This is a genomic window from Rhodococcus sp. 27YEA15 (genome assembly GCF_049739425.1).
GTDB lineage: Bacteria > Actinomycetota > Actinomycetes > Mycobacteriales > Mycobacteriaceae > Rhodococcus_F.
Window position 1 is genome coordinate 163,006 of sequence record NZ_JBMHHW010000001.1, and the last position, 16,193, is coordinate 179,198.

16 protein-coding genes and 1 riboswitch are annotated in these 16,193 nt (G+C 62.3%); of the genes, 3 read left to right on the plus strand and 13 right to left on the minus strand.

Annotated elements, in window-relative coordinates; all coding sequences use genetic code 11:
• Positions 1 to 16: 16 nt before the first annotated feature.
• Positions 17 to 141: riboswitch (cobalamin riboswitch) on the minus strand.
• 76 nt (positions 142 to 217) lie between these two features.
• Positions 218 to 526 carry a mycobilin-forming heme oxygenase MhuD gene (gene mhuD, locus ABH922_RS00750; protein ID WP_424805115.1) on the minus strand — a complete coding sequence of 103 codons (309 nt, stop codon included), beginning with the start codon at positions 524 to 526 and terminating at the stop codon, positions 218 to 220.
• Positions 527 to 571: 45 nt separating this feature from the next.
• Here mhuD and ABH922_RS00755 point away from each other — a divergent pair, with 45 nt between their 5' ends.
• Positions 572 to 1,315 carry an alpha/beta fold hydrolase gene (locus ABH922_RS00755; RefSeq protein ID WP_424805116.1) on the plus strand — a complete coding sequence of 248 codons (744 nt, stop codon included), beginning with the start codon at positions 572 to 574 and terminating at the stop codon, positions 1,313 to 1,315.
• A 12-nt stretch (positions 1,316 to 1,327) separates the two neighbouring features.
• Here ABH922_RS00755 and ABH922_RS00760 read toward each other — a convergent pair whose 3' ends face one another.
• From ABH922_RS00760 to ABH922_RS00815, 12 genes are all read right to left on the minus strand, one after another.
• Positions 1,328 to 3,937: a LuxR C-terminal-related transcriptional regulator gene (locus ABH922_RS00760; protein WP_424805117.1), complete on the minus strand. Its 2,610-nt coding sequence runs from the start codon at positions 3,935 to 3,937 to the stop codon at positions 1,328 to 1,330.
• Positions 3,938 to 4,608: 671 nt separating this feature from the next.
• Positions 4,609 to 5,496 carry an A/G-specific adenine glycosylase gene (locus tag ABH922_RS00765; RefSeq protein ID WP_424805118.1) on the minus strand — a complete coding sequence of 296 codons (888 nt, stop codon included), beginning with the start codon at positions 5,494 to 5,496 and terminating at the stop codon, positions 4,609 to 4,611.
• Between the two features lie 129 nt (positions 5,497 to 5,625).
• Positions 5,626 to 6,096, minus strand: a complete 471-nt coding sequence (locus ABH922_RS00770; RefSeq protein ID WP_424805119.1) for a hypothetical protein — start codon at positions 6,094 to 6,096, stop codon at positions 5,626 to 5,628.
• Positions 6,097 to 6,227: 131 nt separating this feature from the next.
• Positions 6,228 to 7,466 (minus strand): MlaD family protein, encoded by a 1,239-nt coding sequence (locus ABH922_RS00775; RefSeq protein WP_424805120.1) that lies wholly within the window; start codon positions 7,464 to 7,466, stop codon positions 6,228 to 6,230.
• A complete protein-coding gene (locus tag ABH922_RS00780; protein WP_424805121.1) occupies positions 7,463 to 8,533 on the minus strand; it encodes an MCE family protein in 1,071 nt (356 codons plus the stop codon). Before ABH922_RS00780 ends, ABH922_RS00775 begins: the two co-directional genes overlap by 4 nt.
• On the minus strand, positions 8,533 to 9,615 hold the full coding sequence (locus ABH922_RS00785) for an MCE family protein (RefSeq protein WP_424805122.1): 1,083 nt from the start codon (positions 9,613 to 9,615) through the stop codon (positions 8,533 to 8,535). The genes ABH922_RS00780 and ABH922_RS00785 overlap by 1 nt, the downstream gene beginning before the upstream one ends.
• Entirely contained in the window at positions 9,612 to 10,604 is a 993-nt protein-coding gene (locus ABH922_RS00790; RefSeq protein WP_424805123.1) for an MCE family protein, read from the minus strand. Before ABH922_RS00790 ends, ABH922_RS00785 begins: the two co-directional genes overlap by 4 nt.
• Positions 10,601 to 11,611 carry an MCE family protein gene (locus tag ABH922_RS00795; RefSeq protein ID WP_424805124.1) on the minus strand — a complete coding sequence of 337 codons (1,011 nt, stop codon included), beginning with the start codon at positions 11,609 to 11,611 and terminating at the stop codon, positions 10,601 to 10,603. The genes ABH922_RS00790 and ABH922_RS00795 overlap by 4 nt, the downstream gene beginning before the upstream one ends.
• A complete protein-coding gene (locus ABH922_RS00800; protein ID WP_424805125.1) occupies positions 11,608 to 12,006 on the minus strand; it encodes a hypothetical protein in 399 nt (132 codons plus the stop codon). Before ABH922_RS00800 ends, ABH922_RS00795 begins: the two co-directional genes overlap by 4 nt.
• Positions 11,969 to 12,793 (minus strand): MCE family protein, encoded by an 825-nt coding sequence (locus tag ABH922_RS00805; RefSeq protein ID WP_424805126.1) that lies wholly within the window; start codon positions 12,791 to 12,793, stop codon positions 11,969 to 11,971. The genes ABH922_RS00800 and ABH922_RS00805 overlap by 38 nt, the downstream gene beginning before the upstream one ends.
• Positions 12,790 to 13,635 carry an MlaE family ABC transporter permease gene (locus tag ABH922_RS00810; protein ID WP_424805127.1) on the minus strand — a complete coding sequence of 282 codons (846 nt, stop codon included), beginning with the start codon at positions 13,633 to 13,635 and terminating at the stop codon, positions 12,790 to 12,792. Before ABH922_RS00810 ends, ABH922_RS00805 begins: the two co-directional genes overlap by 4 nt.
• Positions 13,635 to 14,399 carry an MlaE family ABC transporter permease gene (locus ABH922_RS00815; RefSeq protein ID WP_424809514.1) on the minus strand — a complete coding sequence of 255 codons (765 nt, stop codon included), beginning with the start codon at positions 14,397 to 14,399 and terminating at the stop codon, positions 13,635 to 13,637. Before ABH922_RS00815 ends, ABH922_RS00810 begins: the two co-directional genes overlap by 1 nt.
• Positions 14,400 to 14,705: 306 nt before the next feature.
• On the opposite strand from ABH922_RS00815, the gene ABH922_RS00820 reads away from it, so the two are divergent.
• On the plus strand, positions 14,706 to 15,338 hold the full coding sequence (locus ABH922_RS00820) for a carbonic anhydrase (protein WP_424805128.1): 633 nt from the start codon (positions 14,706 to 14,708) through the stop codon (positions 15,336 to 15,338).
• Positions 15,339 to 15,430: 92 nt separating this feature from the next.
• Positions 15,431 to 16,183: a DUF4232 domain-containing protein gene (locus ABH922_RS00825; protein ID WP_424805129.1), complete on the plus strand. Its 753-nt coding sequence runs from the start codon at positions 15,431 to 15,433 to the stop codon at positions 16,181 to 16,183.
• The last annotated feature ends 10 nt before the right edge of the window (positions 16,184 to 16,193 follow it).

A 16,193-nucleotide genomic window follows, 5' to 3' on the forward strand; every position in this document is an offset into this window, starting at 1 on the left:
CTGGGATTTTCGCGTCCCCTAGGTCCATGCGATGGCCGAAGTATCTGGCTGTCTGGGCGTGCGGGACGCCCAGAATTACAGTGGCGCGACCGCTCCGGGCTTGCACCGGATTCCTGTCGAACCATCGCGTTAACAAGCGAACTTTGGCACTACGGCCCGCTCGTGTCAACGCGTGAGGAGGATTGTGCTCGCAACGCGAGCACAATCCTCGACCGGATCAGCTCTTTGCTGCCACGTCCAGGACAACTTCGAACTCGAGCAGCGATGCGCCCGAGGCTACCGGCTTCGCGCGTTCGCCTGCATGAGCTTCACGAGCGGGGCCGTCACGCCAGTCGGCGAATGCCTGCTCGGACTCCCACTGCGTCACCACGAAGTAGCGGCTCTCACCGGCGGTGGGGCGAAGGAGTTGGAATCCGAGGAATCCGGGAGAGTTCTCCACGGCGTGAGCACGCGCTCCGAACCGCTTCTCCAATTCGGGGCCTGCACCCTCGGGAACTTCGATTGCATTGATCTTCACGACTGCCATGGAATCGACATTACCTGTGTGTCCTGCGCGCGTACGGTGACACTCGTGTTGCATGACGAAGGTGGGAGCGGCAGGCCGATTCTGTTGTTGCACGGACTGATGGGCAGTGCCCGCACCTGGCGTCGGCACGTCCCGTGGATTCGGCAGTTCGGTCACGTCTACACCTTCGACGCGGCCGGCCACGCACGACCGGCACCGGCCGAACTGACCACGGAAGCGTTCGTCGAGGATCTTACGTCCGCCGTCGCGGAGATCGGCGAGCCGATGATCGTGATCGGGCACTCGATGGGTGCGCTGCACGCCTGGTGCTTCGCGGCTGCACACCCGGACAAGGTGACGGCGTTGGTGCTCGAGGACATGGCCCCCGACTTTCGGGGGCGCACCGCTGCGGATTGGGCGCAGATGGTGGCGGCGTGGCCGCAACCGTTTGCATCGGCGGACGCCGTGACCGATTTCTTCGGCCCGGTGGCCGGGCAGTATTTTCTCGACTCGTTCGAACGCCGCGACGACGGCTGGTACCTGCACGGAGATGTCTCCACTTTCCGCGACATCTCCGAGGAATGGGGTATCCGACATTTCTGGGATCAGTGGAACGCGGTGTCGGTTCCCGCACTGCTCGTCGAGGGCGAGTTCACGATCACCCCGCCGGGGCAGATGCAGGAGATGGCACGGCGACCCGGCACTCGCTACGTGCGTATCGCCGACGCCGGACATCTCGTTCACGACGATCAGCCGGAGTCTTACCGCGCCGCTGTGACGGATTTACTCGTCGAACACCGTCGATCCTGAGTGGTGTTCGTTTCAGAGCAAGCGCAGTTCCCGCGCGTTGGCAATGGCCTCGTTCTTGTTGTGCGCGTCGAGCTTTCGGTACATGGTCCGGAGTTGGGTCTTGACGGTGTTGACGGATACGAAGAGTTTGTCGGCCATCGCCGCCGACCCCAGCCCCAGCGACAGCAGTGCCAGCACGGTGCGTTCGCGCTCGGTCAGAGAGACTATGTGCACCGATGGTGGGAAAGGTTCCCGGTGAAGGGAGTTCCGAAATTCGGCGAGCGCGGGCGAGTCGGTTTTCGCTGCTGATTCCAGGCGGTCGACGTCCGCTGCGGTAATGGTCGAGAACGGCCGGAGTAGTCCCGTCTGGTCGGCGATGCTGCACGCTTTGGACCAGGCGTCGGTCGCGTATCGCTGCTCTCCCAGCGCGTCGTGTGCAACTGCTTGGACGAGTAGGGTTTCCATGTGCGCGCGCGGATACGAATCACGTGCCCAGTCGAATTGGTGGCATAGTGCGATGGCGGCCTCGGGGTGGCCGGTTCGTTGACGGAGTCGAGCGACCGACGTCAACGTCCACGGGTTGGACGCGGGATCGACGATGCGCTCGGCGAGGGCTGCCGCCTTGTTGCCTTCGCCCAGCGCCAGCAGTAGATCTGTCTCGGTGGACCTCATGAGCGGTGTGGCGAACGCCGACGGAGTGCATTGCTTCGCGTGTGCCGCCACGGCGGTTTGTAGCAGCGGCAGAGCGGTGAACGCGTCGTTCTCGGCTAGAGCGAGTTGGCAATGCGCGTATGTCACGAAAGCCCACAGTTCCTCGCTCTCGGTCGGATGTCCCAACTCTTGCAAGGCTCGGCGAGCTGTCGAGAAGTCGAGTGAGTCGAGTGCTGCCAATGCCGTGGCGACCAGTCCGGCAACCTTGACCATCGGCCCGAGCCAACTGTGGGAGTTGGGGTGTTTCCGCTCCATGACCGACCAATGCCGGGCCTGGCGAGGCTCTCCGAGTATCGCCCAGCTCATGGCGGCACTGCCCGCTGCGTTGCGGGCGACGAAATCGATACCTTGGGAGACCCCGCCCCAGTAGGCCGTTCGGGCTTCGATGGTCGATTCGGCGAACCGACCGTTGAGCTGATAGGTGATTGCGAACTGCAACCGCATGATCGGAAGCTGGTTGCTCACGTTCTCGGGATGGTGTTCGAGGGCGCTGCGGCTCAGATGGGCCAGCCTGCGCGTTATTTCGGTGGCCCGGTCGCACTCGCCGGCGAGCCTGAGCATGATCGACCGAACACAACCGGCGCTCAGAGCGTCGCGTGCACGTGGACTTGCACCCAGCTCGTCCAACTCGGCAACGGATGTGGGCAGAGCGTCGGCCACCACCTCGGCTTCCGATTCTGGCATCGCGAAAAGGCGTTGACCGGCTTGGACGACGGGGTGATGGTCTGCTGCCGCGGCAGGTATCCGTCGAAGAGCGGAACGGACCGCTTCGAGATCGGCGGCGATCATCGTCACCCAGTGTTGTTCGATGATATCGACCGCCAGCGTCCAGTTTTCGGAGTCGACCGCGTACTCCAAGGCCGACGAGTGACGTCCGGCCTCGAGTTGGTGGTGCGCGAGAAATGACAAATTTCGGGTGTAGTCGTCTCCGGTCGAATCCCGGTGTGCCAGTAGGGACCGGCGAATCGCAGGCGCCAGTTCCCAGGTCGGGATTTCCTCGCTTTCCGACCTGGATAGCACTCCGGCAGTTTCGAGAGCGACCAGGCGGGCGTGTATCAGGGCATCGGGTTCGCCCGATTCGAACAACACGGCGGCGGTTTCGACGGTCAGGGTACGAGCCGGCGCCGTCGCCAGGGTGAATTCGTACTGGTTCGTCGTGCGTGCGCTCGCGAGAACGACGTCTCTGGTGTAGCGGTCGACGGACCTTTGGACGTGGTGTTCGAGTCGGCGGTCGCGGTCGTCGGTGGCTGGCAGATTCTTGATCGCGGTCACGGCCGAGTGCACTAGTACCGGGAGCCCGCCGACCAGCGCGGTGAGATGCGCTGCATCCCCCTCGGACACTGTCGCGCCCGCTGATTCCAGTAGACGCTCGGTGTCCTCGACGGTGAACAACAACTCTTCTGTGTTGATCACTTCGTGGTCGATGTCGAGAAGGTACGGTTCGGGAAAGAGCCGAAGACCGGTCAGTGTCACTATCAGGTCCAGCTGGTGGCAGTGTGAGACCAGCTCGATCAGCTGATCTTCCAGGCTCTCCGCGTCGATCATGTCCGGTCGCACGAGGACCAGTAACGTGGGTCGCTGTACCGTGTTCACGGCCCTGACCAATTCGGTGAACGGATCAGTCGGCCCGTCGGAGGAGTCCGGTCGAGTCACTCCGGCCGCATGGAAGCGCTGGGCTACCGTACGCCAGTACACCGCAGGGTCCACGCCGTGACCTGGGGCGGACATCCATATCAGTACGCGCCGCGGGTCCGGATTCGATCGGAGCCACGACGCGATCAACGAAGACTTGCCGTATCCGCTCGGTGCGCGTATCAGGGTCAGGGCGGCACGTCGATCGAGTTTCTCGAACAGGTCGAGGCGAGGAACGAACCCGAGGGTGCTGTGGTGATCGGGGGTAGCTGCCCAGTCGTGGCCGTCCTTCCCGAGCATTGCCGAGGTCCCCTTCTGTGTTCAGCTCCGCCGGAAGTATCGAATTGGGCGAAATATCCTGATTGCCGATTGACAGACTGAGCGTAGCTGGTGCCACTCCCAAGCGCTCAACTCAGGGCGTTTCACCCGAGATATCACCTGTTTTGTCCGAACTTCACCCGCATAATCACGCGCTCACCTGTGGCTTTTCCTTCCATGCGAGTACTTCGATGGAACTTAACTCGGTGTTCGCCGAAGGTGGCTCGGATTCTGTCGGAAAATCGCTTGCGTGGGGATGTGTGAGCAGTGCTGTGCGGATCGGTCCTGCCGGAATGCCGCCGAGGTGCCCGCGAGCAGGTAGACGGGTCAGGAGGCGCCGAGTAAGACAGAGGTTCGGCCTCGTGTCGGTGAGCACGGTCCTGGTGGTCGCGGAGGCTGTATCGGGTGCGACGACGCTACCGCCGGTGGGGTCGAGCGCAGAGGTCGGCGGTGGGTCCGGGTTGTCGATCGAACTGTCGGCTGCCGGTTGCCGGTCGGTTCTCGTTCGAGGGCTCACTGCCCGGCGACTATCGCCGGGCTGTGGATGGTCGAGCGCCTTGGGTACCGATTCGGAACGGGCGACGTGCACCTGGATGTCTTCGAAGAGTCGCCGAACGGCCTGATCTCATGCTCGGACGAGTCGTGGAAAGTGGCTACCGCTGATCGCCGCCCTCGCCCGCCAGCGCGAAAAGGCCGTCGGCGGTCTGCTCGACCAAACCGTCGACCAGCAGGGAGTGGAGCGCGCGGTCTCGCTGGCCGGGGTCGATCAGCCAGACGACGTCGAGTCGAGCACGCTCTACCGGGTGATGACTCTCGCGTAGGACGGCCATCAGCTTTCCTCGAACCTGACGGTCTGTGCCGGCGAACTTCTGTACCTTCTTCGGTGGTCCGGTGTGGGCCGGTTTTCCCGCGACAACCCATGCGCAGTTCGGCAACGGGCACTGCTCGCAATCGGGTGTGCGGGCGGTGCAGATCAGAGCGCCCAACTCCATGAGTGCAGCCGAGAACGTTGCCGCACGCTCTCGCGTCCGGGGAAGGAGCGCTGACACGTCGGCGAGATCGCGCGTATTGGAAGGATTCCCAGGTTCGGCCGCTCCATGGACGGCGCGGGCAACAACCCGTCGTACGTTGGTGTCCACCACGGGAACTCGCCGGCCGTACGCGAAACAGGCCACTGCACGTGCGGTGTAGGAGCCGATTCCGGGCAGACCGAGCAGCGTATCGACGTCGTCCGGTACCACGTCGCCGTGCTGTTCGGCCAGAACGCGTGAGCATTCGTGCAGTCGCAGTGCTCGCCGCGGGTACCCGAGCTTTCCCCAGGCACGAAGGACCTCGGCTTGGCTCGACGCCGCCATCGCCGACGGTACCGGCCAGCGCCGAACCCATTCTTCCCAAATCGGGGCGACGCGAACCACCGGTGTCTGTTGCAGCATGATCTCGCTCATCAGGATCTGCCAGGCGCTGACGCCGTCGCGTCGCCACGGTAGATCGCGGGCTGTGTCGGCGTACCACTTCAGCAGTACTGACGATTCCACGGACACCTCGACTGCCAACTCCTCGGTTTGTTGCGAACGTCCGAGTCTATCGGCAGCGTCGCCACACCCCATCGAGGTCCGGCTGTGGGTCCGGCGCAGCGATGGCTTCCGGTGCAGAGGTAGATGCCGTACCGATCACAACAACTGCACGTCAGCGAGTTTCCACGTGCCGTCCTCGCGCACGAGAGACAGTTGCATTCGATTTCGGTCGATTCGAGGGTCGGGAGAGTTCGTGTTGGTGATCGTCTGATCCAGGAAGACCAACACCTCTGCGTTGTCACGGTCGGCACTGGCGAGACCGGCGGACAGGATCTGAGCGGACGACGTCGCCTGATACTGCACGATCATGTTCTGCAGATTGGATGCCACCTGCGCGTACTGCCCGGCGAACTGGCCCACCGAATTGTCGCGCACCACCGACAGATTCTGATCGAGATTCTGGAAGTTGTAGGTGGCAAGGTCGGTAGCGAACTTCTTGCCACTGTCGAGGGCGCTGGTGCGGGCGTCGTCGTCGAGTGAGGACTGCCATGTCGTGTAGCCACCCCACCCGAGTGCGGCCAGTACAACGAGAATCCCGGCCAGCAGCGGCAGAAACCGTGTGCTCACGCGACGGCGGGTCGGAGTCGAATCGTTCGAGGAAGAAGAAGGTTCGACTGTCGAGGTGTCGTCAGTGTGAGTTTCTTCTTCGGAAGGCTTCGCCGGCGACACCGAGGTGCCCGTTGTGGTGTCATCTGTGGTCATCGTGTCCCCTGGACTAGTAGTGCGGCGAAGGACGAGTCGCCGAGAACGGTCTGCTGGCCGCCGTTGACGCCCATCCGGATGGACGTACCGTCGCCGGCGGCGACCGTGCCCGAGCTCGGATCGTAGGCTGCGACGCCGGCTATCCGCCCCGATTGGTCCGGGATGTTCTGCGACCCACGGTTCTGGATTCTCCCGGACTCGTCCGTGCAGTGCTGATCTTTGTTCAGCGGTGACGGTGAGACGTCCTGCACCGAGCGTCGCGGCGTGTCGTACATGCAGACAGGCCCCACTGCGGTGACCAGATTCAACTGCGCCCGCCCGCCACTGACGATGGTGCTCAGCTTCTCGAAGCCCTGCGGAACCACCATCAGGAGAGCATCGACGGCGGGCATTCGGGTAGTGACGATCTGTGTGGACACCAGCGAGTTCGCCAGTAACAGACTGAAGGACTGACGGTTCTCCTCGATCAGCGGTAGTACCTGTTCGGAAAGGATTGCCGGACTCCGATCGAGCAGCGTGTGAAGCTGCGGGTCCGAGCTTCGAACCTGATCGGTCAATTGACGAAGTGTGCGAGCGACGTCCGGGAGCGCTGCGATGTTGTCGGCGTTTGCAGCGTAGAGACTGCGGAAGTTGTCCGCGAGTGTATTGACCTGAGGTTGGACGAGAACCGCTGTGCGGGAAAGAACGTCGAAGCTGTCGACGATCGTCTGAAGGTCCGTACCAGAGCCGCGTAGCCCTGTCGCGAGTTCGCGGGTCAGTGTTTTCACGTCTTCGGGTTTGACGGTGTCGGCTGCCGCATTGAAGTTCGAAATCACCGAACCGAGTGGTGCCGGCACCGATGTGCGTTCGCGGGGAATCACCGAACCGTCGGACAAGTAAGGTCCGCTGTCGGACTCGGAGGTCAATTGCACTTTCAGCACCGGAACCGCGGTGTCCTGGCTGATCGCCGCGTTCGAGTCGACAGGGACGTGCTGATCCGCGCGCAACGACAGTGTCAGCACCACGGTGTCACCGCCGGACGTGATGTCGATCGATGACACGTCGCCGACGGTCACGCCGCGGTACGCCACTTCACTGCCGGCCGAGATTCCGGCCACATTGTCGAATTCGGCTGTGACGGTGATTGTCCCGGTGAACGGATTCCCCACTCCGACCTGGTGGAGGACGTACGTCGTACTCACCACGGCGATGAGGAGAAACGCCACGATCTCGAAGTACACGACTCGGCTCTTCATCGAGTACCGCCTTCGAGTGGGGTCGACAGCGGAACGTTCGGATCACGAGGGGGTAGCGGTGCGAGTACGGGGGCCGCACCCGGAATGATCTCGTTGAGCAGCCCGGACAAAACTTCGGGTATGTCGACGTCAAGATCGATGTTGACGTAATCTCCCGGGATCGCGCGAAGAACGAGGGCACGCGCGTTGTCGAGGTCTGCCATCGTCTTGTCGAGAGTCGGTCCCATTGCGGTCAGCTGATCGAGGATGGGGGAGAGTTTCCCGTTCACGTCGACTATCTGTTCGCTCGAGCGATCGAGTACGGCTGTTGCGGCGGAGCTGAGTCGATTCGTCTGATCCAGGAGATCGAGAAGTGGCTGCCGTTGATCGGTGACCACTTTCAGCGCCGGGGTCAATGTCTTGATCCCTTCGTCCAGCACCGCGCTCTCGTCGCCGACCGTCGCGGTGAGCCGATCGAGGGAATCGAGGGCTGAATTCACCGAGTCCTTTCGGTTGTTCACCGTAGTGAGAAACGAGTCCACTCGCGCGAGTAGATCCCGGATCACGTCCTCACGACCGTCCATCACTTGATTCGCCTCGTGGATGATGCTTTTCACCTGTGCCAAGCCACTACCGTTCAACAGCGTGCCGACAGCGCCGAGTAATTGGGCCACATCCGGGCCGCGCACGGTGTGAGACTGGTCGACGACGGATCCCGGTTCCAGAGCAGTTGCAGAAGAGCCCACCGGAACGTCGAGACCGACGAATGCGTCGCCGATGGGCGTCGACAATTCGATCCGGGCCGTCGTGTCCGACGGAAGTTCTATGGCGGAATCGATCTCGACGTGCACCACGGCCGCGAACCTGTCCGCGGTCATCGACGTGACTCGCCCTACCACCGCCTGCCCGATACGAACTTCGCCGCCTACCGGAAGTAGTGATGCATCCGCGAACTCCAAAGTCAGCGGATACGAATCACCCGACACGCCAAGGCCGATCGGAAGGTGCTGAAAATTCAGGCTGCATCCGGCCAGCACCGATACGGCTCCGAGTGCAACGACACATGCCGCGCCCCGCTGCGTCGACATCACCGGACCCCACCGAGTATGCGAGCCAAGTCGGAATCATCCGATGCAACCGGGAATTCGATCGGGTTGACGAGGCCGGGGCCGGTGCAGATCGGAAGTGGCATCTGTTGGCACAGCGCTCGGGTGGAATCGAACTGCGACAGATTGGTGCCCACGTTCAGACGAACCCGCGCCCTGCCGTCGTCGGTGACGAGATTGGCCACGTTCTGAAATCCGGTGGGGGCGGTGTCCACGACCTCGCGAAGCTGATCCTGTTTTGTCGCTATCGAGCCCGTCAGTTGGGCAAGGGTTCCCATGTCGTCGGTCAGGGCCGAACCGTGTTCGGACAACAGCGCCGACACCTGACCCAGCAGGGTTGTCACGGAATTGAGTGCCCCGCTGATATTCTCGCGCTGGTTCGAAAACTCCTGCGCTGTGGCGGTGATCGAATTGGACAGTGAATTCACCTGTGTCTGATTGTCTGCGATCGTTTGTACCAGTGTGTTCAGATTTCCGACGAGTTCGGTCATGTCCGGGCCTGCGCCGGCGAGCACCGAACTGGCTCTGGCGATCGACTGCACGGCATTTCTGAAGGATTCGCCGTTGCCGTCGACAAGATCTGCGCTCTTTCCGACGACGTCACCGATACCGCCGCCGTCTGCGCCGGGCCCCAGCGCGACCAGTAGGTCGTTGACCGAACTGGTGAGTTGATCCCAGGTCAAAGGTGAGTGGGTTCGCTCGAGTGGGATCACGGCGCCGTCGGACAAGGTGTCACCGCTCTCGTAGCCGGGGCCCAGTTCGACCGTGCGGTCGCTGATGACAGACGGTGAAAGGACCCAAGCCTGCACGTCGGCGGGAACACGCGTACCGGCAGGCAGACTCACCTCGACGCGCACCCGTGAACCGTCCGGAACCACTCTCTCGACCCGTCCACTGGGTACACCGAGTATCGTCACCTTGTTTCCCGCGAAAATGGCATCGGTAGAAGCGAATTCGGCTGTCACGATCAGTTTGTGATCAGGCCGGACGTAGTACACGATCGCCCCGATCGCGCACAGGGCGATTACGGCGAGCGCAGCGATCTTACGAGCAGTGGAAGTCATCGGCACCCCTGCACGAGACCGACGGCGCACAACCAGTTGTCGGGAATGAGAGTGGCCGGAGAATTGAGGTCGAGCCAGTTGCCGTTGCCCGACGCGTTGGTGACGTAGCGGACGCTCGGAGCGAAGTTGTCCAACAGCGTTGTCAGTGACTTCTCGTTGTCGGAGAGCACCGCGGTGACATTGTGAATGTCGGTCAGAACGGAATCGACCAGCACCTGGTTCTCGCCGAGGAATTGGGTAAGGGTGGTCGAGAGACGATCAAAGTCGACGATCAGGGAGTTCAGGACTTCACGTCGGTCCGATATCGTTGCCATCACCAAGTCTGCATTTCCGAGAAGAGTTGTCAGAGTTTGCTTTTGATCGACCAAGGTCTGTGTCGTCTGCTTGGCCCCGGCGAGTAGAGAACTGATCGAATCGCCGTTGTCACCGACCACTGTGGAAACAGTGTCGATTCCTTCGAGTGAGCGGCGGATCAAGTCTGTATCCTTCGGGGCGACATCGGATATCACGGACAGCATGGCGCGTACTTGCTGCAGATCGAGATTGCTCGTGGTGGACCCGGCGTTGCGACCCAGATCGTCGAGAGTGAACGGAACGCTGGTGTTCGCGAGCGGGATGGTCGATCCGGCCGCCAGCGTTTCGGTTCCGTCCGGAGTGACGTCGAGCGATCGGCGTCCGAGGAGGGTCGAGATCTTGATGTCCGCTCGGGATCGATCACCGAGTCGCACCCCGTCGTCGAGACGGAACACGACGTCGACGGAGTTGCCGGACACGGATATCGACTTCACCACTCCGCTGGGAACACCGGCGACGTTGACCGGGTCATCCGGAGCGAGTCCGGTCGCGTTGGCGAAAGCGGCATGGTACTCGTTGGTCTTGAGCGTCAAAATGAGTTGAGGGATCACCAGAGCCGCGATCACCACCGCGACGCCGACGAGAACACAGACGATGCCGTTACGGACCGGATGCTTGACTGTCAGCCAGTTCATCGACACACCGGCGAACGTTCGGGTCCGCCGAGTGCAACCGACTGGCCCAGCGCGCTGAGACGGAAATTGCAGAGGTACACATTGGTCCAGCTGCCGTAGCTCATGGCGACCCCGAGTTGTGTGAAGAGCTGATCGAAGGCGGATATCCCGGTGCTGAGCGCCGGCTGATGTTCGACGATCGTGGTGGACGAATCATGAATCGAGTTCAGGGTGGATGCGAGAGTCGGCTCGACTCGAGACACGAGATCGTCGAGAGACGATGTGAGTTGTCCGGCGGAAGTAACTGCGGTGGAAATCTTCTCGCGATCCTGGGCGAGCCCGTCGACCATCGTGTTCAAGGTGTCGATCATCTCGACGAAGTTGGGTCGGTTTGCGGTGGTGACCACCAGAACTCGGTCGAGATTGGCGATCAACCGATCCAGTACTTCGTCGCGGGCGGCCAGGTTCTCCGAGACTGCCACCGTCTGCGTCAGTAGGTTTTCCACAGTGGACCCTTCGCCTTGGAAGGCAGTCACCACCTGGGCGGCGAGGTTGTTGACCTCGCCGGGGTCGAGAGCGTCGAACAGAGGGCGGAACCCGCCGAGGATGTCGGTGAGATCTATGGCGGGCTGGGTGTTCTCGACCGGGATCGTGGAACCGGACGGCAGATAGTCCGACGGTGTGGCGCCACTCGGCCCTGGTTCGATGGAGATCGTCCGAGCGCCCAAGAGATCTGCGTACCGTACGACGGCCCGTCCGTCCGCCGGAATACGTTGATCCGAACTGAGATCGAAACCGACGACTGCCTGATTGTTCACCAGATCCACACTGTCGACGCGACCGACCCGAACCCCCGCGATCCGGACGTCACTACCGGTGACCAGACCGGATGCATTGACGAACACTGCCCGATACTTCGAACTCGGTCCGGACACCGGGTCGATCAGGGTGCCGGCGACGATCACGGTGGCGAGGATCGCGACGACTACGAACAGTCCGAATCTGACGAGACTTTTTCTCGTACTCACGGCCGCACCACCGTCGTGCCGCGTAACACCGGGCCGAGGACCAGGTTTTCCATCGCACCTCCACTGCCGGTGAGTGCCGCGACCACGGCACGTTCGGTGTCACTGCCGACCGGTCCCACAGTTCCCCCCAGCGATGCCGGTGCGGCCGGGCAGTTGGTCCCCGGAAAGTCGCCGTATCTTGGGCAGTCCGAGTTTCGATACGGGTACAGCTCGGTGGTCGTCAACCTGATGTCGGCGTTCAGCCACGGGCCGTCGGCCAAGGCGGGCGGCAGATTTGTCGTGAGGCTGCGCAAACCGGAGTAAACGGTGGTGAGTTGTCCGGGTCGTGACATGAGTGCGCCGGTGAGCGTATCGGCGTCATCGACGATGGTGATGGTTCGATCGCTGGTTTTCACCCACGACGTCCGCTGCTGCGGCGCCGGTGCGGGTTCCAGCCTGAAGCAGGGCGGCCACACCCGATGCTTTGTCCGTCACCGTGGTGGACGTGGTAATCGAATTCTTCAAGGTAGCCAACAGATCCGGGGCGCTGAGGGAGAGTGACCCGGCGAGCGCGGCGACGTCGTCGAGATCGTTTCCCAGTCCGTCGATAACCGGTTGCGCGCCGACCAACGCGCGGTCGATCGAGTCCAATGAGTTCCCGACCTTCGTGCCTTTTCCGCTCAGCGCCGTCGAGATCGCGGTCAATGCCGCGTTCAGGTCGGCCGGATCCAACGATGTGACCAGCGTGTAGATTCGGGAAATCGCCTGGTAAAGCTGGACCGATTCCGAAGACTGGTCCGCAGACAACCGTGTTCCCGGCGTGAGGGAAGGACCACGAGAGAGCCCGTCGGGTTGAATCAGGTCGACGAAGAAGTCCCCGAAGATGTTACGCGGCATCAGACGAACCTGGCTGGTGGACGGTATATCGGCGAAGGAGTCCCGATCGATGGAAAGAGAGACATCGGAACTGGTTGTACCCGCATTGATCGCAGCGACCGAGCCGACCACCACTCCGCGATACTGCACCGACGATCCGGTCTTCAGCGCTCCGGCGGCGGCGGGTACCACCACGGTTACCTCCGAGGTGCTTCCATGATTTTCCACCCCTCGGGAGAACAGGAACACGTACGCGCCGAGCAGTACCACCACTGCGAGAAGCCCTCGAAGTACCAGACTTGATCGACCGACTCCGGAGACGTTCATGCGGTGAGTCCCGGTACGTGAGGTTTGAGTCCCCAGAGTGCGATGGTCATCGCCACATCGGTGAAGGCGAGAAATACGATGCTGGTGCGCAGCGCCCGACCCGCCGCTCGTCCGACGCCTTCCGGTCCGCCGGTGGCGGTGTAGCCGTAGTAGCAGTGGACCAAAGTGACGACGACAGCGAAGACCATGACTTTGACCAGGGAGAGCCAGATGTCGTTGGGGGAGAGGAACAGGCTGAAATAGTATCCGTACGTTCCGCTGGACTGCCCCTTGATCTGGGTCACGGCCAGCGCGGTCGCCATATAGGAGGCGAAGAGACCGACGAGGTAGAGCGGAACGACTGCGATGAGAGCGGCGATCATGCGGGTGGTGACCAGGTAGCGCATCGACGGAATCGCCATGACCTCGAGGGCGTCGATCTCTTCGGAAATCCGCATCGCTCCTAATTGTGCGGTAAATCCGGTTCCTACCTTGGCGGCCAAGGTAATTGCCGCGACCAGAGGTGCAACTTCGCGCGTGTTCGCAATCGCGGACATGACGCCGGAAAGCGGTGCGAGTCCCACGAGGTTGAGCCCGCGGTATCCCTCGAGGCCGATTTGCGACCCCGCGAAGAAGGAGATGGCGAAAATGACCACGACGCTGCCGCCGCCGGCCAACAATGTTCCCGAGCCGAAAGCGACTTGGGCGACAAGTCGGGCAATTTCCTTCCAATATCGAGCGAAAGTTGCGGGTACGGAAGCGATCACGCGACCGTGGAACGTGAACTGGTCTCCGAGTCGGCTCAGCCCGCCGAGGGCGCGATCGCCGGTCCGTCTGACATGTCGTGCGATGGGCAGGTGCATCAGTAGGCACCTTTCGCTGACACGAACAACGGATAGATCTGCGTGATGGCAAGGTTGGCGACGAAGACGAGTATGAACGAGAGTACGACAGTTTCGTTGACGGCGTCACCGACCCCCTGTGCGCCCCGTTTGACTGTCAAACCCTTGTAGCTCGCGACAATTCCGGAAATCAGGGCGAACGAGACGGCCTTGACTCCGGAGGCGATGAAGTCGCTCGGCTGGCTGAACTGAACGAGATTTCTCAGGAAGCTCTGCGCGTTACCGTCGAGAACGAGAACATGGACGAAAAGGCTTGCGCCCAAGCCGATCACGAGGACTATGGAATTCAACAACAGGCACACCACGGCAATGGCGATCATGCGGGGAACGACCAGTCTTTCGAGCACCGGCAATCCGAGAACCTCCAGTGCGTCGATCTCCTCGCGAATGGTGCGGGCGCCGAGGTCTGCGCAGATTGCCGAACCGCCCACGCCTGCGATGATCAAGGCGCACACCAGTGGTCCGGCCTGACCGATGATGAGGAAGGCGACAACGGCACCACTGTACGAACCGGCCCCGATCTGATCTGCCAGCGAACCGATCTGGAGAGCTACCCCTACCCCGAGTGGGATCATCACAAGCGCGGAGGCGACGGACGTGACGTTGGCGAGGAACCACATCTGGTCGACGGCCTCGCGCCACGCCAGTCGTCGGTGCCGCACGGTGGTGACCACGGCGACGCACACGCGAATCGTGAAAGTGAAAAGGAGTCCGATTTCGCTCATCGCCGTGGACACGGCATTGGATTTGCCTGATTTGTCTGATTGCGTCGAATCGGCATCGACTTCCGTCGGATGTTTGCCGGGATCGGCGCTCGACGTCAAGTTGTCCCCTCCCGATTTTCCCTCTCGGTTCGAGAGTGCATTTTGAGGTAATTGCGATCACACTCTCCCCGCGAAGTGCAATGAATCACTACGGGAGAAGGTATCAGCAATCTGACTTCTAAGTAAGGTGCAGTTTCGGGCGACCGCCGCGCGACCTGCGCGCATTCCCGTGGTGAAGTGGAAACCCGGCAGGTGCACAATAGGGAAATGCCACGATCAAGTCCGCTTTCCGCATGGAAATCCCTCCGCGAGGGCAACGAACGTTTTGTCGGCGGTTCGTCCATTCACCCCAGCCAAGGAATCGCCGACCGGGCAAAACTGGTCGACGCGCAGCACCCCACGGCGGTGCTCTTCGGCTGCGGTGACTCACGAGTAGCCGCCGAGATCATCTTCGACCAGGGGCTCGGCGACATGTTCGTCGTACGGACCGCCGGTCACGTCCTCGACGACTCGGTGCTCGGGTCCATCGAATACGCGGTCCACGTCTTGAACGTGCCCTTGATCGTCGTACTCGGCCACGACGGATGTGGTGCGGTGAAGGCCACCCTCGACGCCCTCGACAACGGCAATGTGCCGGACGGTTTCATCCGCAGCGTCGTCGAGCGGGTAGCGCCCTCCATCATGATGGGCCGTAACGAGGGATTGTCCACCGTGGACGAACTCGAATCCCGTCACGTCGTCGAGACCGGGTCGTTGATCATGCAACGGTCGCGGATCATCGCCGACAAGGTCGACAAGGGTGCCTGCGCGATCGTCGGAGTCACCTATGCGCTCTCGGACGGTCGCATGCGGGTACAGGGGGCCGTCGGAGACATCGGCGAGACCGCAGCGGGCGAATAGGCCGGCGCCCGGACGTCCTCGTCCGTAACGGTCAGCCGACACGCCGACCCGGCTGACCGTTGCGGGAGCTCATGCCAACTACCGTTGAGTCCGTGTTGGAACCGAATGGACCACTGCCCCCCGAGATCTACTGGCGCCGCCGGGTGTTGGCCATCGGTGCCGCCGCCGTCGTGCTGGCGCTTCTGGTCTGGGCGATCGTGGCGCTGGTCGGGGGCGGCGACGATTCGCCGGAGTCCAATCCGGCCGCCGCGAGTTCGTCGGCGACCACAGGAGTGCCCTTCACCCCGGATCCGTCGGCGAGCGCGGCCCCCGGCGGCGGATCGAGCGGTGGCGGATCGGGCGGCGGGTCGGGTTCGAATGACAACGGATCGGGCAGTGCCTCGTCCACCACGGCAACCTCCTCGGCAACCGCCACGAGCGCTGCGGCTGCGGTTCCGGCCGGACAGTGCCCGGACTCGTCCCTGGCAGTGAAGGCGACGGCCGACAAGGCGACCTTCGCGGCGGGCGAGGAGCCCAAGTTCACGATCGTCATCACCAACATCGGTTCGGCGTCATGCGACCGGGATCTGGCCAGTGGACTTCAGCAGGTGCTGGTCTACAGCATCGACGGCAAGACTCGCCTGTGGTCGAATGTCGACTGCTACCCGCAACCGGCCGCTGACGTGAAGACGCTGGCGCCTGGCGATCAGGCGGCGTTCACGATGTCCTGGACCGGTACGACGTCCGCTCCCGATTGCCTGACCAACACCAACTCCGAGCGTGTCCCGGTCGGACCCGGCGCCTACACGGTAGTCGGACAGCTCGGTGCACTGCGAAGTAACCCGGAGCCCTTCAATATCGCCTAGCCAGATTGCC

Coding starts and splice junctions, on each gene's coding strand:
- ABH922_RS00760 (WP_424805117.1), bottom strand. CDS start 3,937: ATGCTCGGGAAGGACGGCCACGACTGGGCAGCTACCCCCGATCACCAC.
- ABH922_RS00780 (WP_424805121.1), bottom strand. CDS start 8,533: ATGTCGACGCAGCGGGGCGCGGCATGTGTCGTTGCACTCGGAGCCGTA.
- ABH922_RS00775 (WP_424805120.1), bottom strand. CDS start 7,466: ATGAAGAGCCGAGTCGTGTACTTCGAGATCGTGGCGTTTCTCCTCATC.
- ABH922_RS00820 (WP_424805128.1), top strand. CDS start 14,706: ATGCCACGATCAAGTCCGCTTTCCGCATGGAAATCCCTCCGCGAGGGC.
- ABH922_RS00805 (WP_424805126.1), bottom strand. CDS start 12,793: ATGAACGTCTCCGGAGTCGGTCGATCAAGTCTGGTACTTCGAGGGCTT.
- ABH922_RS00785 (WP_424805122.1), bottom strand. CDS start 9,615: ATGACTTCCACTGCTCGTAAGATCGCTGCGCTCGCCGTAATCGCCCTG.
- ABH922_RS00815 (WP_424809514.1), bottom strand. CDS start 14,399: ATGAGCGAAATCGGACTCCTTTTCACTTTCACGATTCGCGTGTGCGTC.
- ABH922_RS00810 (WP_424805127.1), bottom strand. CDS start 13,635: ATGCACCTGCCCATCGCACGACATGTCAGACGGACCGGCGATCGCGCC.
- mhuD (WP_424805115.1), bottom strand. CDS start 526: ATGGCAGTCGTGAAGATCAATGCAATCGAAGTTCCCGAGGGTGCAGGC.
- ABH922_RS00790 (WP_424805123.1), bottom strand. CDS start 10,604: ATGAACTGGCTGACAGTCAAGCATCCGGTCCGTAACGGCATCGTCTGT.